Source organism: Streptomyces sp. NPDC057638, assembly GCF_042800315.1.
GTDB lineage: Bacteria > Actinomycetota > Actinomycetes > Streptomycetales > Streptomycetaceae > Streptomyces.
This window is the reverse complement of record NZ_JBHVHF010000006.1, coordinates 41,173-59,868: the sequence shown is the minus strand read 5'-3', so window position 1 is coordinate 59,868 and position 18,696 is coordinate 41,173. Positions and strand designations below refer to the sequence as shown.

Below are 18,696 nucleotides of genomic sequence, written 5' to 3'. Positions count from 1 at the left end.
CGTGGCTCGCGCCGGGACGATCTGTCTTCAGTCTCTCCTTATGCCTGGTCCGAGCGCCACCACATGGCGGTAACGGGCTGAGAGTGTTGTGCGCCACACCAATCGGGGGGAACCGGGACGGGTCAGAGCCCCTCCCAGGTGAGCCTTGTCTCTCCTGAGGCCGGATCCGGGGCGGGGCGGGGATGCCCCGTTAGTGTGGTTGGCCGAGTTAGCCGAGTCATCGGCTGCGTCCCCCGCCCCGGAGGTTCTCCCCGTGTCCCCCTTCCTGCCGTCCGCCCTGTGGGCCGCGGCCGACCCATCGGCCCCGGAGCAAGGGAACGCCACCCTGGAAGAGGCGGCCCAGCAGGCGGAGAACGCGGCGGGCTGGGTCGAGCAGAACTGGTCCACCTGGCTCAACACCAGCCTGCGCATCGCGCTGATCATCGTGATCGCGCTGGTGCTGCGGTTCCTGGTGCGCCGGGCCCTGACCAAGCTGATAGATCGGATGAACCGTTCCGCCCAGGCGATGGAGGGCTCCGCCCTCGGCGGCCTCCTCGTCAACGCCGAACGCCGCCGCCAGCGCTCCGAGGCCATCGGCTCCGTGCTGCGCTCGGTGGCCTCCTTCCTGATCCTCGGCACCGCGTTCCTGATGATCCTCGGCGCCTTCAAGATCGATCTGGCCCCGCTGCTGGCCTCCGCCGGTGTCGCGGGTGTCGCGATCGGTTTCGGCGCGCGCAACCTGGTCACCGACTTCCTCTCCGGCGTCTTCATGATCATGGAGGACCAGTACGGGGTCGGGGACACCGTCGACGCCGGGGTCGCCTCCGGCGAGGTGATCGAGGTGGGCCTGCGCGTCACCAAACTGCGCGGCGACGACGGCGAGATCTGGTACGTGCGCAACGGCGAGATCAAGCGCATCGGCAACCTCAGCCAGGGCTGGGCCACCGCCGCGGTCGATGTCACCGTCCGCCCCAGCGAGGACCTCGACCACGTCAGCTCCGTACTCGACCGCGTCGGCACCGAACTGAGCAAGGCCGAGCCCTGGAACGAGCGGCTGTGGGGCCCGGTGGAGGTCCTCGGCCTGACCGAGGTGCTGCTGGAGTCGATGACCATACGCGTCGCGGTGAAGACCATGCCGGGCAAGGGCCTGGGCGTGGAACGCGAACTGCGCTGGCGCGTCAAGCGCGCCTTCGACGCGGAGGGCATCCGCATCGTGGGCGGCCTCCCGCTCGCGGAGGACACCCCGACCGCCGACCCCTCGGCGGGCATGGCCGCCCCCTCGGCCCTGGCCAGCCCCACCTCGCCTCAGTCCCTGGCGACGGCACCGATCCCACCGGGCCCGAGCCTGACGAAGTAGGGGCGGGCCGCCTCGCGCGGCCGGTCCCGGCACGGGTCGCCCGATCGTGGCGGCCCGGCCCGAACGGCGATCCCCACCGCCACGGAGTCCGTACGGTGAAGCCTTCACGCAGCGGCTGTTCCGTGGAGAGCGAGGGCCGGTATGACCGTGATGACAGGGCCGGTGTGGAGTCTGCCGCTGGCCTGGGGCCGGGTGGAGGTACCCGCGAGCATCGGCGGCGTACGGGCGCGGCTGGACGAGGGCCGGGCCGCCGCCTTCGACGCCGAGATCGCCCGGACCCCGGCGGTGGATCTCGTCTACGCCGTCCTCGCCTGGACACTGCCCGCGCGGGCGGCCACAGAGGATCCGGCCACGGTCGCGCGGCTGAAGGCCGGTGACTTCACCGGCGTACGGGACGGTGACGGCGATCCCGTCACCCCCACCCACCCCCCTCATGACGCCACCTCGGGCACCCCCCGGTCCTCCGTGTTCCGGACGGGTTTCCCCGTCGGGTCGGTGACCCACCCCGCCACGATCGAGGGCATCCGCGCCGTCCTCGACGGGGAGAGGCTGGCCGCGTTCGAGACCGAGACGGCCCAGGCCCCGGCGCAGGACCTCGTCTATGTCGCCCTGCGATGGGGATACCCGCCCGAGGCGCGGGCCGAGGACGACCGCGCGATCGAGCAGGTGAAGGCCGAACTCGCCGCCGGGATCACGCGCCCGGCACATCCCCCGGTGGAGGAGGCGTGAGCCGGTACCGCATCCAGTACGCGGGCCAGGCGGAGAAGGTCCGCGCGGAGATGACCCCCACCTACCGGGCCCGGTTCGACGCCGAGATGGCCAGAACACTCGGCCACAGCCCCTACGGCCACGGCTCCCGGCCCGAGCACCCCCAGGAGCAGGACCGACGGCTCGCCACGGTCGCCGACGACTTCGTCCGCTACTACGTCTCCGAGCCGCCCGTCCTCGTGGTCACGGCCGTCAACATCACGCACCTGGGCTGACCTGGTACCGGGTGTCCTGGGCCTGAGGGTCGGGGTGTTGGGCTTGGTGGCGGGTGCGCAGGACGCGGCAGTCGGTGGCGCGGGAGTGGTCGTGGGCGCGTTCGGCTTCGCGTTCGGCGGTGGTGAGGTCGTCGCAGGTCGGGCAGTCGCTCATCGTGTGTGCTCCTGGCGGAGGGCGAGGTGGGCGGCGCGGGCGGCCCGGGGGCCCCGGATCTCGATGCCCCAGCCGACGAGGACGGCGCGGAACCACTTGGATTCCACGCTGTAGTCGGCGGCGATACGGGTGAGGGAGACGCCCTGGGCGTAGCGGGTGGTGATCTGTTCCTGGTTGCGCAGGACGCGGTCGCGGCGGCGGCGGGATTCCTCGCTGATACGGGGCATGGGCGGGCCTTTCACGGGGGTGGGGGTGGTTCGAGGTAGGGGCGGGTGCGGGCGGGGGTGAGTTCGGGGCTGACCTCGAACCGGTAGTGGTTCAGCCCGTCGGGGAAGATGAGGGAGACGCAGCGGCCGTCGATCAGGCGTGCCCAGGCGGCCTGGCGGTGGGCCGGGTCCTGACACCAGGCCCGCAGCAGTGACGGCCCGTCGACCTCGGGGCCGATGACGAGGGTCATGCCGGTGTCCGGGGCGGGGTCGAGCCGGTCGGCGAGCCGCCCGACCTGACCCACCAGCCACCGCAGCGCGGTCTCCGCCGACTCGGTGCGCAGCATCGCGACGACACAGGTGACGTTCCGCCCGGAGCCGTAGACGGGCCCGATGCCCCGGACACAGCAGAAGTACCGGATCACGCGGGTCACGGGGTGCCGTCCCCGGACGCCTCCTGGAGGAGGCGCTCCAGCTCGGCATCGATGCGGCGCTGCTGGGCCTCCGCCGCGAGTAACCAGGACCAGTCATCGAACGCCTCGGCGTCCAGCCGCAGCCGGGCCAGTTCCAGCCCGAGACCGATCCGGGACTCGGCGGCCCCGAGGGCCAGCATCAGCCACCACCACAGGCGGATCGCCAAGGCCACCGCCGTCTCCTCTCACCCGGTATCGCACCTCATTCGCGCTCGCTCTAGGCAACGGGTTGGTCACGCACAGCGGTACCGTGGTGGGGCGCCTCGGGGATAAGAGACATAAGGCACGACACGAGGAGTTGACCGCCCATGGGGACCCGAGAACCGAACGAAAACCTGGCGGCCCTGTTCGAGGAGACAGGCTGGACCGAGCGCCAGCTCGCACAAGCCGTGAACCGCCTCGGAACCGAACGAGGCACTCCCACCAGGTACCAGCAGCCCTCCGTCAGCCAGTGGCTCGGAGGCGGCATCCCCAAGAAGTCCGCTCGGGGACTCATTGTCGAAGCCTTCGCCCGAAAGTTAGGGCGTCCCCTGACCCATGAACAACTCGGCTTTCCCGCGCCACCCGAAAAGTCCGACAGCTACTCGCTGACAGAGAGCCTCATCGATCTGGGGAGTCGGGACATGGAACGCCGCTACTTCATTGGGTCAGCCCTCTTCAGCGTTGCCTTGAAGATCCCCGAGTGGCGGGAGATCTCTGAAAGAGCCGAGGCAGTTCAGTCGGGGCAGGCACAAGAGATGGGCATGCGGGATGTCGAACTGGTCACCAAGATAACTGACCATCTTTGGATGACCTTCGAACAGTTCGGCGGCCACCACACCCGACCCATGGCCGCACAGTTCCTGGTCCACACGGTAGTTCCGTATTTACGCACCCACGCACTCGAAGCCCCACGGAAAGCGATGCTCTCCGCCGCCTCTTTCCTCTGCTACCTCACAGGGTGGATGGCTGAAGATGAGGGGCGGCATGGCCTCGCCCAGCGCTACTACACAAAGAGTTTGGAACTCGCCAGGGAAAGCGGTGATCGCCTAGCTTACTGCCGCACGATCCGGGGCCTTTCAGTTCAAGCGGCCGACCTCGGTCATGGTCCAGATGCCAAACGCTTCGCTGACGCTGCTGCCACTGCCGCGCCAGACGCGGGACCACGTAACCGCGCCTTCTTCGCCGCACAGCAGGGTTACGCATCCGCAGTAGCTGGCGAAAGTCGCGCAGCCTTGGCAAGCATCCGAGAAGCGGAAAAGTTTCTCGATATCTCCGACAGCGGGCCAGGGACTTTGGGTGGCTTCAACCCATCCATCCTGGCGTACGCGACCTCGAACGTCCGCTACCACTCTGGCGACATCAAAGGAAGCATGGACTCACTGCATCTCCACTTTCGACTGAGAGGCACAGGTGATACACCACGATCTGCGGCACGCTTCGGCTCCCTTCTTGCCGAGCGACAACTGGAACTCGGCCACCTGGAAGAAGCCTGCGGCACCTGGAGCAAGGTCCTCGACGCCTACCCCAACATCTACTCGGGGCGGGTTGACCAGCATGTCGCGAACATCGAATCCCTACTCCGCCCGTACCTCGCCAACAGCACCGCACGCGACACCTTCGAAAGGTCACGCTTAGCTTCACGCGCACGGCAGTAAGGAGGCAGCAGATGGAGCGTCGCCACTTCATCGAGTCGGCGGCCTTGAGTGTCGCCCCAGTCTTTCCCGACTGGCAGAGCACCATGGGCCGAATGGACGCAGCGAACTCCGGCGAGGCCCGCCGCCTCGGCATGCCGGACGTTGATCTTGTGGTCAGGATGTCCGATCGACTGTCAGCCACCTATGACGATCTCGGCGGCCGTCACACCCGCCCCCTCGCGGCAACTTTCCTGGTGAACGTCGTGGCACCGTATCTCCGCATGGACGGACCGCCCCAGGTCCGCAAGGCGATGCTGTCAGCGGCTGCGTTCCTCTGCTATCTCACCGGCTGGATGGCGGTGGACGAGACCCAGCACGGCCTTGCCCAGAAGTGGTATCTCAAGGCCCTTCAACTCTCCGGGGCGGGTGGCGATCATCTGACGTACTGCCGCGTGCTGCGCGGAATGTCGGTGCAAGCGGCCGACCTGGGCCACGGCCCCGACGCCATGCGCTTCGCCGAAACCGCCGCGTCAGCCGCCCCGGACGGCGAGCCGGACAACCGCGCCTTCTTCGCGGCACAACGGGGCTACGCGTCCGCAGTAGGAGGCGAGCGCCGCGCCGCCTTGGCCAGGGTTCGCGACACGGAGAAGTTCCTCGACATCGCCGACAGCCGCACCGGAACGCTGGGCGGCTTCAACGCATCCACCCTGGCCTATATGACCTCCAACGTCCGCTATCACTCAGGGGACATCAAGGGCAGCGTCCATTCGCTCCAACAACACTTCCACCTGAGAGACGAAACGGATTCACGTCAATCCGGAGTGCGCTTCAGCTCCCTTCTGGCCGAGCGCCAACTGGAAATCGGCCACCTGGAAGAAGCATGCACCACCTGGATCAAGGTCTTGGAGGAGTACCCCGCCACTCATTCAGGACGCATTGACCAACACGTCGCGAACATCGGCCCCCTTCTCCGCCCCTACCTCGCCAACAGCACCGCACGCGACACCTTCGACAGAGCACGGCTAGCCGCGCGAGCGAAGTAGAAGCGGCAAGCTCTGGGTGAAGCAAGTGGAGCGGTGGCTGGGCGATGCTGGCCTGACACCGCACGCACAGAACCGACTAGGCGTTTGCCGTGAGCTGGGAGTAAGCGAAGAGATGTTGTGGCCCAAAGTCGTGCAGAACCGCGTGAAGACGGGTGCCGACCGGGAAATCATGCACAGCTATCCATATCGATCCGCATGCCCCTCCACCGTCTGGAGGGAGCTCATCGAGGGAGCAGGGAAGGAGATCTTTCTCGCTGGCTACACCAACTACTTCTTCTGGACGCAGGTGCCGCATTTCGCGGACACCGTTCAACGCAAGGTCGCAGCGGGATGCCGTGTGCGCTTCCTGGTAGGAGACCCGGACAGCGAGGTGACCCGGCAGCGGGAAGCCATTGAGGATGTCGCGCTGTCGGTCTCTTCCCGGATCCGCATGACGCTCGACTGCCTTGACCGCCTCGGCGCACGGGAGGGTGTGGAGACGCGATTCTCGGCGCCTATGGATGCCATGAGCCACGTCAGCCTCTCGGTGTTCCGCTTCGACGGCGATGCGCTGGTCACACCACATCTGGCAACGGCCGTTGGCCACGACTCGCCGCTTCTTCATCTGCGCCGTCACGGCGACGACGGTATGTTCGACCGCTTCATAGGACATGGTGAGGAATTGTGGGAACGGGCAAGTCCCAGAGCCGTCTATATCCGGAAGTGACCGACCACACCGCCCACACCATCTCGACCACGTGCGATGTCAGCAGTGCATCGCATGCTCTGGAAGAGAGAGGGAGTCCCTGTCCACCCGCACGGCCTATACCGGGCGTTTGGAGTCCATACAGTGAGCGAGGCGAAGACGGCCCACCCTCTGATGGCGGCCGGTGCCCTCTTCTTCGACGAAGCTGATCGCGTCCTCCTCATCGAACCTTCTTACAAGGACTATCGCGATGTTCCGGGCGGATACGTCGAAGAGGGAGAATCACCTCTCCAGGCATGTGTGCGCGAGGTCCAGGAGGAGTTGGGCATCGCACCCCGCATCGGTTGCCTGCTCGTCGTGGACTGGGCACCGAATCCGGGCGAGGGAGACAAGGTTCTCTACCTCTTCAACGGCGGCCGCCTCAGCACGGACAGTCGCCAGCGGATCACCCTGCAAGCCAACGAAGTCCGTGGCTACGACTTCCACCCGGCCGAACGGCTGCCGGAACTCACCATCCCCCGCCTCGTGCGCCGCATCACCGCTGGTATCCAGGCCCGCGCGAACGGCGTGACCGCCTATCTGGAGCACGGAAACTCGCCGGAAACGGTGGGTTGACCAGGGCATAGGGCACCGCACGCGACACATTCGACGAGCCTGACCCGCTACTGGCCGAGGCCTGGATCAGTGGTCGCCGCCACCCATCGAAGGTACGCGTCCGACCCGAACATGATCGGCAGGGCGCAGATCTCCGGGTTCCCCCATGGATGACGCTCCCGAAGGTGCGACTCCACTTCGGCATACCGGTCAGCCCGGGTCTTCAAGAGGAGTTGCCACTCCTCACCCGTCCCGAACTCCCCCTCATGCCAGAAGGCTGAAACCACCGGCCCGACGATCTGCGCTCCCGCCGCCAGGCGCCCCATCACCACGGACCGAGCCAGTTCCACTGCTTGCTCGCGGGTCTCCGTCGCCGTTGACACCTGAAGAAAGTCAGTCATGCGCCGAGCCTAGTCATCGGTGCCCACCTCAGCCGCTACCGCGCCAACAGCACCACACGCGACACCTTCGACCGAGCGCGGCTCACCTCACGGGCAGCGTCACTGGCAAGCCCGGGGGTGCAGCCACCCCCGCCCCGACCATCTGCACGACGCACAGGTGTAAGTGGTCGTAGGCGGGGCCTGTGCACAGTCACCTCGCCGGGCACGGGGCATCCGGTGACGCACGGTTAGGGGAGCACGTCACCAGGGCCACAGACAGGAACGAGGGGCGCTCCAGATAGAAGCCGTGCGACACATCCCCGCCCCAGCCGAGTTGTTCGGCGGCGGAGTTGACCAGGCTCGCCAGCCACGTACTGTCACGGTCCGCCCTGGACGCGAACCGGGGCGCGTACTCGGTGAGCTGTTCCCCCAGCCATGCCGCCGCCTCCTGCGGCTCCTGCCAGGTGCCACGGACGAGACGCCCGGGTTTCATCAGCCAGAGGGCCGTTTCCATCGGGGGGAGATCTCGCCCGCGCGGAACTCCGCGACGGCTTCCTTGTGCCTCTGGTGGAGCCTGTGGCCCTCTGCGTCGTCGTCCCCTGTCGGCGGGGAGGGTGGAGCGCCAGGAGGCCGTCTGTGGCACTCCTTGTCGAACCGCTTCTTCTCACCCGTCCAGAGGTAGCCGTGGTAGTGCAACTGGCGTTCCGTTCCGCGCGGGGCCATTCGCCAACCCTGCGGTGCCTTCGGCCTGTGGCTCTTCGGTTCGATCGGCATGAACACATCCTCGGCCTATCGCCGAGGGACCTCTAGCGTTATTCGCGTTGTCGGGTAAAGATCCCGGACCAGTTGCTGAGGAGGGCCCGGCAATCATCTCCGAACACAGCTATTTCTTCACACCTGTCGAATTGTTCTCGGATTTCCGCGATGTCGCGATAGTCGCGCAGCAAGACTCCACCCGTGGGCGTTTCTACGGTGACGAGCCGACGATCGTAAATCGTGAACACACTGAGTGGGTTTACCCCTACCGGACCGGCCAGTCCATTCGGGATGATTCCGATACGCACTGTGGGGATACGGGAAAGTGATACCAGGTGGTCTAGCTGCATGGACATGCCGCCTGGAGAGACGATAGGCCACTTCACGGCCTGTTCCGTGAGAAGGAACGTGAACCGCTTAGCCGAATCCTTGAGGACTCGTTGCCGCTCCAGCTTCTTAGCGATGGTCTTGCTCATGTCTCCCGCATTGCGGGAGAGGCTAGCCCGCACGTACTCGGGCGTGGCCAAAAGACCTGTAATCATGGTGGGCAGGAAGAACCGGAACTCGGTGGTGACCACCTCAAGCCGCGATAGCTCGTTCTGCTTCTTATCGAGCCCCCGCCGCTGCGAGGACCAGTCGTCTTGCCACTCGGTGTTGGCCGTCCGGGCAAGCGACAAAATGTCCCTTGCTAGCGCTCTATCGACGTGAAGGGCTTCAAGGATGAGTTCTACGTCAACAATGTCAGGTGTGAGCTTGCGGCTTTCAATGTTGCTGATTTTGGTTTGGGACATATTGCAGCGCCTGGCGAGCGCAGCCTGACTGATACCGGCCCGCCGCCGCTCCGCGCGGAGTGCTTCGGCCAGGTCAGATCTGGGCTGACCTGGCCTTTCAGGCTCAAGCGTCAAGTGTCTTCACGCACTCCTCGAAAGGTAAGGCCCCTCGTTCCGGCCCCGCGCGGGCCGGTCGAGACGACGCTACGAGCCTGGGCAGTTGGACGTCTACGCGGGAACGACAATATTCGCGTTGTCGAATAAATCGCTACGGGTCGAAGGAGGCCGAGCCTCCCGTCGGCGCCGAGTCGGCACGCGGCACCGCGATCCGCGCCCCGCAGCCCCCAGGGCCCGTCTCCCTCCGTACGGACGCCCGCCCGCACGGAATCCACCCCCGCGCATCAGCCAGACCCCGGCCAGAACCATTCCCGCTCCCCCGGCGTCAAGATCCACACAGGTGCGCGTGGATCACCCACGTAGGATCACCTCACTTCTCCGATCTTCGCGACCCGTGGGGGGACATCCGCATGCCCGAAAACACCACCAGCCACATAGGCCGCAGACGTTTTATGGCGGTCACCGGGGGTGTGGCCGCCGCCACCGTCGCCGGGGGGACCTTCGCAGGGGCGGCGCAGGCGGCTCCCGCGACGCTGGCGAGCGCGCCCGCCGACCTCGCGGAGATCGTGCCGGGCATGCCGCGTTCGCTCGCGCTGAGCCTGCCCGCGACTCCGGCCGGGATCGATCCCTATCCGCTGCCGGAGCTGCCGACGCAGCTGGAGGGCGGGATCGTCAGTGAGCCGTCCATCCCCCGGTCGGCGATGCCGTACACCCGGGGGCCGGTGGATGAGGCCAAGGCGCTGGCGGCGGTCCCCAATGAGCTGCCGTTCTCGTTCAAGACCAGCGGGTACACGCTCCAGACGGACATCCCGGAGCCGATGCGGCCCTGGCGGGACCGTCCCACCCGGTGGACGAACGTGACGCCGAACACCAACCAGACCTATCTGGACCGCGACGGGGTGATCCAGTTCCGGATGACCAAGACCGCGCCGGGCTATGACCACCCCGTCGCGCAGGCCCAGTTCGGTCTCGGCTGTCTGGCCAGCTACCGCGTCGAGACGATCGCCTCCCGCAAGAAGCTCTTCCTCACCCGGGCCAAGGCGCAGGCCAAGCGGCTGATCGACCGGCGGATGGAGCTGCGGGGGGCCTGGTTCTTCCCGTATCCCTTCGACTACAAGCACACCAAGCACAGCGGGATCGACTACAAGGCCCCCTGGTTCTCGGGCATGGCCCAGGGCGAGGTGCTCAGCCTCTTCGTCCAGCTGGCGCAGTGCGACGGGGTCACCAGCGCGGAGCGCAAGCGTTATCTGGCGGCGGCGCACGGCGCCTTCGCCTCGCTGCTGCTGGATGACTCCCGCAAGCCGTGGGCCGTGAACAAGGACAAGAACGGCTACCTCTGGATCCAGGAGTACCCGGGCGCCAAGGCCGGGACCGGCGATTACACCTTCAACGGGATGATCTTCGCCATGTTCGGCCTCTGGGACTACTACGAGGCCACCGGGAACGAGCTGGCGGCGAAGCTCTACGACGGCTCGGTCACCACCATGCGGGACCACTTCTCCCGGCTGCGCAACACCCGCTGGCTCTCGTACTACTGCCACACCCACCGCATCCCGGGCAGCACCGCCTACCACCAGCACCACATCAACCAGTGGCGCCAGATGCACTGGCACACGGGCAGTGCCCAGCTCGCCCACCAGCATGACCAGCTGGTGGACGACTACCCGATCTATCCCCTGCGCAAGGGCTCGGTGGCGGCCATCGCGGCGGGCAGCCACACCCTCTACCAGCTGGACACCAAGGACAAGAACTACAACTACGACTGGGATCCGGCCAAGCAGGACAAGCAGCTCGCCACCAAGAAGGTCACCTTCCGCAACGCCACCCAGGCCCCGGTGAGCACCCGCCGCCGGATCCAGGGCCGGGGGATCTACTACCGCATCGACGCGGGTGCCTACGCGGGCTGGTGGATCGGCGAGTCGTACCCGAAGGTCTTCCTGCGCGGTGAGCATGTCACCGCCGTCTACCGGCCGCAGCGCACCGCCTCCTTCCCCGCGAACGAGGACATCACGTGCGTGAAGTACGGGCCCGACGGCACCACCGGCGCCACCAAGACGGTGAGCTTCCCGAAGCCGTCCAACGCGCCCTTCGACCGGCGGGCGATCGTCAACGGACGTCCGATGATCCGGATCACGGCGGGCGGGCTCAACGGCTACTGGGCCCCGACCCCCCAGGTCCGTACCGACGGCCGCTGACCCGCTCCCCCTCACCCGGCCGACCGGCCGCACCACCCGCCACCTGGCCATCACGGCGCCCCCGAAGCAGGCGAATTACCGCTTCGGGGGCGCCGAGCCATTGACGCCCGCCCAAGATCGGCCTACGTTCAGAACGAACCGGTGTTAGGAAACTTTCCTAACAGTCAAGCTCCAGGACATCAGGCAGGCGATCCGAAGGGCAGGTGCCCCACCGTGGCCGGAACCGATCCGGACGCCACACCCGCCACCACCCCGGGCACGCCCCGTGTCCTGCGCGCCATGAACGACCGCGCCGCGCTGGATCTGCTGCTGGCGCACGGGCCGCTCTCGCGCACCAAGATAGGCGTGCTGACCGGCCTCTCCAAGCCCACGGCGTCTCAGCTGCTGGGACGGCTGGAAGCCGCCGGTCTCGTCGTCGCCACCGGCACCACCGAGGGCCGCCCCGGACCCAACGCCCAGCTCTACGCGGTGAACGGGCGCGCCGGACACGCCGCCGCCCTCGACATCAATCCCCAGCGGGCCCTCGCCGCCGTCGCCGATCTGAACGGCGTCATCGTCGGCGAGTTCTCCGTGCCCACCCGCGTGGGCGAGCACCGGTCCGCGCTCAGCGCCGTACGCCAGGTCACCGACGCCCTCACCGGCGCCGCCACGGCCGCCGGGCTGACCCTCGCCGACATCCGGCGGCTGGTCATCGGCACCCCCGGCGCCTTCGACCCCTCCACCGGCAAGCTGCGCTACGCCTCCCATCTGCCGGGCTGGCACTCCCCCGCGCTCCTGGACCAGCTGGGCGAGGCGCTGCCGATGCCGGTCGAGTACGAGAACGACGTCAACCTCGTCGCGGTCGCCGAACAGCGGGTCGGGGTCGCCCGGGGCCACAAGGACTTCGTCCTCCTGTGGAACGAGGAGGGGCTGGGCGCCGCCCTCGTCATCGGCGGCTCACTGCACCGGGGCTTCACCGGGGGCGCCGGGGAGGTCGGTTTTCTGCCGGTGCCCGGCACGCCCCTGATGCGGCAGGTCACCAAGGCCAACGGCGGCGGCTTCCAGGAACTGGCCGGGGCCCAGGTGCTGCCGCGCCTCGCCCGCAGCCTCGGAGTGCGGGACATCGGCCAGGGCCACTACACCGAGGTCGCCGCCCGGCTGGTGGCGCGGGCCGCCGAGGCCCCCTCCGGCCCCGACCAGCAGCTGCTCGAGGTCTACGCGACCGGGCTCGCCATCGGACTCGCCTCCCTGATCGCCGTGCTCGATCCCGAGCTGGTGGTCCTCTCCGGGGAGGCGATCGTCGCGGGCGGCGAACCGCTGCGCGCCCGGGTGCAGGCCGAGCTGACGGAGCTGGCCGCGCCCCGGCCCCGGCTGGTGCTGGGGTCGGTCCGGGACCGCCCGGTGCTGCGCGGGGCGCTGGAGAGCGCCCTCGCCGCGACGCGCGAGGAGGTCTTCGACACCAGCCGCTGAGCGGCCCCTTCCGGGAACCGTGCGCACCACCCGCCGCGCCGGACCCCATCCGCTCCCCAGGACCGTACGACCGTACGCGTCCGCACGACCGAAGTCCGCACGACCGTATCTGTCCGTATGACCGGCGTCCGTACGACCGAGGTCCGTACGGACGCCCGCGCCCGGCGCGGCGGAGAACCCGCCGCACCGACCGTACGGACCGTACGTATCGCGCCACCCGTCCCACCGGCCGGTCGCCGCACGCTCGCCCGGCCGGTCCCGCACCACCGTACGACCGCACCGCCGTTCCATCCCGCACCAGACAAGGCACAGCGCACACCAGACACGCACCACACACACCGCCAGCGACTGGGAGACACCGCCATGTCCATACGCGCACGCAAGTCAGCCACCGCCTTCGCCGCCACGGCGGCGCTCTCCCTCCTGCTGGGCGCCTGTACGGGGTCCAGTGACGGCGGCGCGACGGACGATCCCAAGGCGGAGACCACCCTCACCTTCTGGCACGGCTGGTCCGCGCCGAGCGAGGTCAAGGCGATCCAGAGCAACATCGCCCGGTTCATGGCCAAGCACCCCAACATCAAGGTCAAGATCGTCAGCAATATGACCGACGACAAGATCAACCAGGCGCTGCGGGCGGGCGGTTCGCAGGCGCCGGACGTGGTGTCGTCGTTCACCACCAACAGCGTGGGCAAGTTCTGCAACTCCGGGGCACTGGTCGACCTGAACCCGTTCCTGAAGAAGGCGAACATCGACCCGAAGAAGGTCTTCAACAAGCCGGTGCTCGACTACACCGCCTTCGACGGGAACCAGTGCTCACTGCCGCTGCTCGGCGACGCCTACGGCCTCTACTACAACAAGGACGCCTTCGCGGCGGCCGGGATCACCGCTCCGCCCAAGACCTGGAGCGAGCTGAAGCAGGTCGCGCTGAAGCTCACCAAGCCCAAGGGTGACAGCTTCACCCAGCTGGGCTTCATGCCGAACTACCACGGCTACGAGACCACCATCTCGCACTACGTACCGCAGTGGTCGCCGACGTACTTCGACGGCGAGGGCAAGTCCACCGTCGCCACGGACCCCGCCTTCGCCAAGATGATCACGACGCAGAAGGACCTGGTCGACTCCCTCGGCGGCCACGCCAAGCTCTCCCGCTACCGCAACACCTTCGGTGACGAGTGGGGCGCCAAGCACCCCTTCCACACCGGCCAGGTGGCGATGCAGCTCGATGGCGAGTGGCGGCTGGGGATGGCCAAGGACGCGGGGGTGGACTTCGAGATCGGCACCGCGCCGCTGCCCGTGCCCGACGACCAGATCGCCGACTACGGCAAGGGCTATCTCTCCGGCACGATCGTCGGTATCGCCGCCACCAGCAAGAAGCAGAACGCCGCGTGGGAGCTGATCAAGTACATGACCACGGACACCGAGGCCGTGGTCGCCTTCTCCAACGACATCCGCAATGTGCCCTCCACCATCGAGGCGCTGAAGTCGCCCGACCTCAAGCACGACCCGGCGTTCAAGACCTTCCTGGAGATCGCCCAGCACCCCAAGTCCAACTCCAGCCCCGCCATGATCGACGGCGGCACCTACCACATCACCCTCCAGGACGTCGGCCACCGCTACGAGTCGGGCAAGCTCACCGATCTCAAGGCCGGTCTGGAGAAGGCCGCCCAGCAGATCGACACCGACATCGCCAAGCTGAAGAAGCAGTGAGCGGCGTCCGATGACCACCTACACCCTGAGAGCCAAACGGCGGCGGGCGGCGCTGCGCACGCTGGCCTTCCTGTCGCCGTGGCTCATCGGATTCAGCGTCTTCTTCGCCTATCCGCTGCTGTCGACCGTCTACTTCTCCTTCACCCAGTACGACGGTTTCCGGCCACCGGTCTTCAACGGCGTGGACAACTGGGTCTATATCTTCAGCGACTACCCCTGGTTCTGGCCCGCGCTGCGCAACACGCTCTGGCTGGTCGTGGTGATGGTCAGCCTCCGGGTCCTCTTCGGGCTCGGGATCGGGCTGCTGATCACCAAGATCAAGACGGGTACGGGGGTCTTCCGCACCCTCTTCTACCTGCCCTATCTCGCCCCGCCGGTGGCCGCGACGCTCGCCTTCGTCTTTCTGCTCAACCCGGGGACCGGGCCCGCCAACACCGTGCTGGAGGCCCTCGGGCTGCCCGCCCCGGCCTGGTTCACCGACCCCCAGTGGTCCAAGCCCGCGCTCACCCTGCTGGCCCTGTGGGGTGTGGGCGATCTGATGGTGATCTTCATGGCGGCGCTGCTGGACGTGCCCAAGGAGCAGTACGAGGCCGCCGAACTCGATGGCGCCTCCGCCTGGCAGCGGTTCCGCTTCGTCACCCTGCCGAATATCTCGCCCATCGTGCTCTTCGCGGTGGTCACCGGGGTGATCGCGACCATGCAGTACTACACCCAGCCCATGGTGGCCGGAAAGGTCGCCTCGGGAGTGATGGGCGGCAGCGGGCAGATGTTCGAGCCCGGCTTCCCCGAGAAGTCCACCCTGACCCTGCCGCAGATCATCTTCAACGCCGGTTTCCAGCGCTTCGACTACGGCGCGGCGGCCGTGGTGTCACTGGTGCTGTTCGCGCTCGCCATGGCCTTCACCGCCATCCTGATGCGGCGGCGCGGCGGACTGATCCGGATGGAGGACTGATCCGATGGCCCAGGTACTGGAGCGCAAGCCCGCGCCCGCCAAGACCCCGCCGCCGACCCCGGCGGCCCGCGCCGCCCGCCGCCGCGCGGTCCTCCACTGGATCGGGGTGCACTCGCTCGGCATCGCCGCCGCCCTCTTCTTCGTCCTCCCGTTCGTCTTCGTGGTGCTCACCTCGCTGATGAGCAACCAGCAGACCCTCACCCGCGATCTGATCCCCCACACCTGGGAGTGGAGCAACTACCGGGAGGTCTTCGACACCCCCGGCTTCCTCACCTGGTGGAAGAACACCCTGATCTACGCGGGCCTGGGGACCGTCCTGGTCGTCGTCTCCTCGGTGCCCGTCGCCTACGCGCTGGCCAAGTTCCGCTTTAAGGGGCAGCGGCTGGCGATGATGCTGGTCATCTCGATGATGATGCTGCCGCCGCAGGTCATCATCATCCCGATGTATCTGTTCTGGGCGAAGCAGTGGGACCTCACCGGCTCCCTCTGGCCGCTGATCATCCCCATGGCCTTCGGGGACGCGTTCGCGATCTTCCTGCTGCGGCAGTTCCTGCTCACCATTCCCCAGGAGTACCTGGACTCCGCCCGCGTGGACGGCTGCGGCGAACTCCGCACCCTGCTCACCGTGGTGGTGCCGATGGCCAAACCGGGCATCGCGGCGGTCGCGCTGTTCCAGTTCTTCTACGCCTGGAACGACTACTTCGGACCCCAGATCTACACGTCGGAGAACCCGGCGGCGTGGACCCTCAGCTACGGCCTGGAGTCCTTCAAGGGCGCGCACCACACCGACTGGAACCTGACCATGGCCGCGACCGTCCTGGTCATGGCCCCTGTGATCATCGTCTTCTTCTTCGCCCAGAAGGCGTTCGTCGAAGGCGTGACACTGACCGGAGTGAAAGGCTGAGAGAGATGAAACTGGCAGTGGTGGGTGGGGGATCCACCTACACCCCAGAACTGATCGACGGGTTCGCCCGGCTGAGGGAGACCCTCCCGATCAGCGAGCTGGTGCTCATCGACCCCGCGCGGGAGCGGCTGGAGCTGATCGGCGGGCTGGCCCGGCGGATCTTCGCCCGGCAGGGCCACGGCGGGACCATCACCACCACAGCGGAGCTCGACGCGGGTGTCGCCGACGCCGACGCGGTGCTCCTCCAGCTCCGCGTCGGCGGCCAGGCCGCCCGGCTCCAGGACGAGACCTGGCCGCTGGAGTGCGGCTGCGTCGGCCAGGAGACCACCGGGGCGGGCGGGCTCGCCAAGGCGCTGCGGACCGTGCCGGTCGTCCTCGATATCGCCGAACGCGTACGGCGCGCCAACCCCGACGCCTGGATCATCGACTTCACCAACCCGGTCGGCATCGTCACCCGGGCCCTGCTGGAGGCCGGACACAAGGCCGTCGGCCTGTGCAATGTCGCCATCGGCTTCCAGCGCCGCTTCGCCGCCCTGCTGGAGACCGACCCGTCCCAGATCCATCTCGACCACGTCGGACTGAACCATCTGACCTGGGAGACCGGCGTACGGATCGGAGGACCCGACGGCGCGGACGTCCTCCCCAAGCTGCTGGCCGAACACGGCGAGGCCATCGCCGGCTCGCTGAGCCTGCCGCGCGCCCTCCTCGACCGGCTCGGCGTCGTCCCCTCCTACTATCTGCGCTACTTCTACGCCCATGACGAGGTCGTGCGCGAACTGGCGACCAAGCCGTCCCGGGCCGCCGAGGTCGCGGCCATGGAGAAGCAGCTCCTGGAGCTGTACGGGGACCCGGCGCTCGACACCAAGCCGGAGCTGCTCGCCAAGCGGGGCGGCGCCTACTACTCGGAGGCGGCGGTGGACCTGGCCGCCTCACTGCTCGGCGGGGGCGGCTCACCCCACCAGGTGGTGAACACCCGCAACAACGGCACCCTGCCGTTCCTGCCCGACGACGCCGTCATCGAGGTCCAGGCGCGGGTGGACGCGACCGGCACCACCCCGCTGCCGGTGCCCCCGCTCGACCCGCTCTTCACCGGGCTGATCGCCCATGTGACGGCCTATGAACACCTCGCCCTCGACGCGGCGCTGCGCGGCGGGCGCGACCGGGTCCACAAGGCCCTGCTCGCCCATCCGCTGATCGGCCAGAACGACCGGGCCGAGGCCCTGACGGACAAGCTGGTCGCGCACAACCGGGAGCACCTGGCGTGGGCGTGACCGCTTCCGTACTCGCCATCGACGCGGGCAACAGCAAGACCGACGTCGCCGTCGTCGGCGAGGACGGATCCGTCCTCGCCTCGGCGCGCGGCCGGGGGTTCCACCCGCCGAAGGTGGGCATCGAGCCCGCGATCGACGCGTTCGCGTCGGCGGTGGGGGCGGCGCTGGCCGAGGCCGGGGCGAGCGGTGTGACGGGGGAGACGGGGGAGAACGGTCCCGCGGTCGCCCATGTCTCCGCCTGCCTGGCCAACGCCGACCTGCCGGTGGAGGAGGAGGAACTCACCGCGGCCCTCCAGGCCCGGGGCTGGGGCGCGACCACCGAGGTACGCAACGACACCTTCGCGCTGCTGCGGGCCGGGGTCGGCGAACCCCGGGGCGTGGCCGTCGTCTGCGGCGCCGGGATCAACTGCGTCGGCATGCTCCCCGACGGGCGCACCGCCCGCTTCCCCGCCATCGGCAAGATCGCCGGGGACTGGGGCGGCGGCATGGGGATGGCCGAGGAATCCCTCTGGACCGCCGCCCGCGCCGAGGATGGACGCGGTGCGCCCACCGCCCTCGCCACCACCCTGCCCGGCCACTTCGGCCTCGGCACGATGTACGAACTCATCGAGGCGCTGCACCGGGGCCATATCCCCTACACCCGGGTGCACGAGGTGACCCCGGTGCTCTTCGCCACCAGCGCCGAGGGGGATCCGCTCGCCCGCGACCTGGTGCGGCGGCTCGCCGAGGAGGTCGTGGTCATGGCGACCGTCGCGCTGGAACGGCTCGGCCTGCTGGACGAGGAGGTCCCGGTGGTCCTCGGCGGCAGCGTGCTGGCCGCGCGCCACCCGGAACTGGAGGACCAGATCGTCGCGCTCCTGGGCGCGCGGGCGCCCAAGGCGTACACCACGGTCGTGACGGCGCCGCCGGTGCTGGGGGCGGGGCTGCTGGGTCTGGACCGGGTCGGGGCGGGGGCGGGGGCGCGGGAGCGGCTGCACCGGCACTACGCGTCCCGTCCCTGAGCCCTCTCCCCCCTGACGACGAGCCGGGTCCCCCGCACAGGGGTCGGGGGACCCGGCCGCCCCCCGCCCCCTCGCGGGCCCGGGGCCGGCCCGCGGCGGAGGAA

20 protein-coding genes and 1 pseudogene are annotated in these 18,696 nt (G+C 68.2%); 14 read left to right on the top strand and 7 right to left on the bottom strand.

The window, feature by feature from the left end:
• Positions 1-265: 265 nt before the first annotated feature.
• The 3 genes from ACFVIM_RS01845 (at position 266) to ACFVIM_RS01835 (ending at position 2,319) form a co-directional block, all read left to right on the top strand.
• On the top strand, positions 266-1,336 hold the full coding sequence (locus tag ACFVIM_RS01845) for a mechanosensitive ion channel family protein (RefSeq protein WP_384297310.1): 1,071 nt from the start codon (positions 266-268) through the stop codon (positions 1,334-1,336).
• Positions 1,337-1,477: 141 nt separating this feature from the next.
• The gene (locus ACFVIM_RS01840) at positions 1,478-2,065 is read left to right on the top strand and encodes a hypothetical protein (RefSeq protein ID WP_384297295.1); all 588 of its coding nucleotides are present in this window, start codon (positions 1,478-1,480) and stop codon (positions 2,063-2,065) included.
• Complete coding sequence (locus ACFVIM_RS01835) at positions 2,062-2,319, top strand: hypothetical protein (protein WP_384297293.1); 258 nt, start codon at positions 2,062-2,064, stop codon at positions 2,317-2,319. Before ACFVIM_RS01840 ends, ACFVIM_RS01835 begins: the two co-directional genes overlap by 4 nt.
• Here ACFVIM_RS01835 and ACFVIM_RS01830 read toward each other — a convergent pair.
• Genes ACFVIM_RS01830 through ACFVIM_RS01815 form a run of 4 tightly spaced genes read right to left on the bottom strand, consistent with a single transcriptional unit; the run spans position 2,303 to position 3,325 of the window.
• Positions 2,303-2,473, bottom strand: a complete 171-nt coding sequence (locus tag ACFVIM_RS01830) for a hypothetical protein (protein WP_384297291.1) — start codon at positions 2,471-2,473, stop codon at positions 2,303-2,305. The genes ACFVIM_RS01835 and ACFVIM_RS01830 overlap by 17 nt on opposite strands.
• Complete coding sequence (locus ACFVIM_RS01825; protein ID WP_384297289.1) at positions 2,470-2,700, bottom strand: hypothetical protein; 231 nt, start codon at positions 2,698-2,700, stop codon at positions 2,470-2,472. Before ACFVIM_RS01825 ends, ACFVIM_RS01830 begins: the two co-directional genes overlap by 4 nt.
• An 11-nt stretch (positions 2,701-2,711) precedes the next feature.
• On the bottom strand, positions 2,712-3,113 hold the full coding sequence (locus tag ACFVIM_RS01820; protein WP_384297287.1) for a hypothetical protein: 402 nt from the start codon (positions 3,111-3,113) through the stop codon (positions 2,712-2,714).
• Entirely contained in the window at positions 3,110-3,325 is a 216-nt protein-coding gene (locus tag ACFVIM_RS01815) for a hypothetical protein (RefSeq protein ID WP_384297285.1), read from the bottom strand. The genes ACFVIM_RS01820 and ACFVIM_RS01815 overlap by 4 nt, the downstream gene beginning before the upstream one ends.
• 135 nt (positions 3,326-3,460) lie before the next feature.
• On the opposite strand from ACFVIM_RS01815, the gene ACFVIM_RS01810 reads away from it, so the two are divergent.
• The 4 genes from ACFVIM_RS01810 (at position 3,461) to ACFVIM_RS01795 (ending at position 7,111) form a co-directional block, all read left to right on the top strand.
• Positions 3,461-4,789, top strand: a complete 1,329-nt coding sequence (locus ACFVIM_RS01810; protein WP_384297283.1) for a tetratricopeptide repeat protein — start codon at positions 3,461-3,463, stop codon at positions 4,787-4,789.
• Between the two features lie 11 nt (positions 4,790-4,800).
• Positions 4,801-5,811: a transcriptional regulator gene (locus ACFVIM_RS01805; RefSeq protein ID WP_384297282.1), complete on the top strand. Its 1,011-nt coding sequence runs from the start codon at positions 4,801-4,803 to the stop codon at positions 5,809-5,811.
• A 16-nt stretch (positions 5,812-5,827) separates the two neighbouring features.
• On the top strand, positions 5,828-6,517 hold the full coding sequence (locus ACFVIM_RS01800; RefSeq protein WP_384297281.1) for an XRE family transcriptional regulator: 690 nt from the start codon (positions 5,828-5,830) through the stop codon (positions 6,515-6,517).
• Positions 6,518-6,670: 153 nt separating this feature from the next.
• Entirely contained in the window at positions 6,671-7,111 is a 441-nt protein-coding gene (locus ACFVIM_RS01795) for an NUDIX domain-containing protein (RefSeq protein WP_384297309.1), read from the top strand.
• A gap of 47 nt (positions 7,112-7,158) precedes the next feature.
• Here the strand turns inward: ACFVIM_RS01795 and cutA are convergent, their stop codons facing one another.
• The 3 genes and pseudogenes from cutA to ACFVIM_RS01780 form a co-directional block, all read right to left on the bottom strand.
• Complete coding sequence (cutA, locus tag ACFVIM_RS01790; protein ID WP_384297279.1) at positions 7,159-7,491, bottom strand: divalent-cation tolerance protein CutA; 333 nt, start codon at positions 7,489-7,491, stop codon at positions 7,159-7,161.
• Between the two features lie 190 nt (positions 7,492-7,681).
• Positions 7,682-8,166 (bottom strand): annotated as a pseudogene (locus ACFVIM_RS01785) (hypothetical protein).
• Between the two features lie 116 nt (positions 8,167-8,282).
• Positions 8,283-9,131, bottom strand: a complete 849-nt coding sequence (locus ACFVIM_RS01780) for a helix-turn-helix domain-containing protein (protein WP_384297278.1) — start codon at positions 9,129-9,131, stop codon at positions 8,283-8,285.
• A 392-nt stretch (positions 9,132-9,523) separates the two neighbouring features.
• Here ACFVIM_RS01780 and ACFVIM_RS01775 point away from each other — a divergent pair, with 392 nt between their 5' ends.
• From ACFVIM_RS01775 to ACFVIM_RS01745, 7 genes are all read left to right on the top strand, one after another.
• Positions 9,524-11,308, top strand: coding sequence for a D-glucuronyl C5-epimerase family protein (locus ACFVIM_RS01775; protein ID WP_384297276.1), 1,785 nt, complete (start codon positions 9,524-9,526; stop codon positions 11,306-11,308).
• A gap of 279 nt (positions 11,309-11,587) precedes the next feature.
• On the top strand, positions 11,588-12,757 hold the full coding sequence (locus ACFVIM_RS01770) for an ROK family transcriptional regulator (protein WP_384297307.1): 1,170 nt from the start codon (positions 11,588-11,590) through the stop codon (positions 12,755-12,757).
• A gap of 363 nt (positions 12,758-13,120) precedes the next feature.
• A complete protein-coding gene (locus ACFVIM_RS01765; RefSeq protein ID WP_384297275.1) occupies positions 13,121-14,464 on the top strand; it encodes an ABC transporter substrate-binding protein in 1,344 nt (447 codons plus the stop codon).
• Between the two features lie 10 nt (positions 14,465-14,474).
• A complete protein-coding gene (locus ACFVIM_RS01760; RefSeq protein WP_384297274.1) occupies positions 14,475-15,416 on the top strand; it encodes a carbohydrate ABC transporter permease in 942 nt (313 codons plus the stop codon).
• A gap of 4 nt (positions 15,417-15,420) precedes the next feature.
• Entirely contained in the window at positions 15,421-16,320 is a 900-nt protein-coding gene (locus tag ACFVIM_RS01755; RefSeq protein WP_384297273.1) for a carbohydrate ABC transporter permease, read from the top strand.
• Between the two features lie 5 nt (positions 16,321-16,325).
• Positions 16,326-17,591, top strand: a complete 1,266-nt coding sequence (locus tag ACFVIM_RS01750; protein WP_384297272.1) for a 6-phospho-beta-glucosidase — start codon at positions 16,326-16,328, stop codon at positions 17,589-17,591.
• Positions 17,582-18,592 carry an N-acetylglucosamine kinase gene (locus tag ACFVIM_RS01745; RefSeq protein ID WP_384297271.1) on the top strand — a complete coding sequence of 337 codons (1,011 nt, stop codon included), beginning with the start codon at positions 17,582-17,584 and terminating at the stop codon, positions 18,590-18,592. Before ACFVIM_RS01750 ends, ACFVIM_RS01745 begins: the two co-directional genes overlap by 10 nt.
• Positions 18,593-18,696: the final 104 nt, after the last annotated feature.

What these genes read in the sequence shown, in the direction of transcription:
- ACFVIM_RS01825 (WP_384297289.1), bottom strand. Translation starts at nt 2,700, where the DNA reads ATGCCCCGTATCAGCGAGGAATCCCGCCGCCGCCGCGACCGCGTCCTG.
- ACFVIM_RS01830 (WP_384297291.1), bottom strand. Translation starts at nt 2,473, where the DNA reads ATGAGCGACTGCCCGACCTGCGACGACCTCACCACCGCCGAACGCGAA.
- ACFVIM_RS01775 (WP_384297276.1), top strand. Translation starts at nt 9,524, where the DNA reads ATGCCCGAAAACACCACCAGCCACATAGGCCGCAGACGTTTTATGGCG.
- ACFVIM_RS01810 (WP_384297283.1), top strand. Translation starts at nt 3,461, where the DNA reads ATGGGGACCCGAGAACCGAACGAAAACCTGGCGGCCCTGTTCGAGGAG.
- cutA (WP_384297279.1), bottom strand. Translation starts at nt 7,491, where the DNA reads ATGACTGACTTTCTTCAGGTGTCAACGGCGACGGAGACCCGCGAGCAA.
- ACFVIM_RS01795 (WP_384297309.1), top strand. Translation starts at nt 6,671, where the DNA reads ATGGCGGCCGGTGCCCTCTTCTTCGACGAAGCTGATCGCGTCCTCCTC.
- ACFVIM_RS01750 (WP_384297272.1), top strand. Translation starts at nt 16,326, where the DNA reads ATGAAACTGGCAGTGGTGGGTGGGGGATCCACCTACACCCCAGAACTG.
- ACFVIM_RS01755 (WP_384297273.1), top strand. Translation starts at nt 15,421, where the DNA reads ATGGCCCAGGTACTGGAGCGCAAGCCCGCGCCCGCCAAGACCCCGCCG.
- ACFVIM_RS01760 (WP_384297274.1), top strand. Translation starts at nt 14,475, where the DNA reads ATGACCACCTACACCCTGAGAGCCAAACGGCGGCGGGCGGCGCTGCGC.
- ACFVIM_RS01805 (WP_384297282.1), top strand. Translation starts at nt 4,801, where the DNA reads ATGGAGCGTCGCCACTTCATCGAGTCGGCGGCCTTGAGTGTCGCCCCA.
- ACFVIM_RS01770 (WP_384297307.1), top strand. Translation starts at nt 11,588, where the DNA reads ATGAACGACCGCGCCGCGCTGGATCTGCTGCTGGCGCACGGGCCGCTC.
- ACFVIM_RS01765 (WP_384297275.1), top strand. Translation starts at nt 13,121, where the DNA reads ATGTCCATACGCGCACGCAAGTCAGCCACCGCCTTCGCCGCCACGGCG.
- ACFVIM_RS01840 (WP_384297295.1), top strand. Translation starts at nt 1,478, where the DNA reads ATGACCGTGATGACAGGGCCGGTGTGGAGTCTGCCGCTGGCCTGGGGC.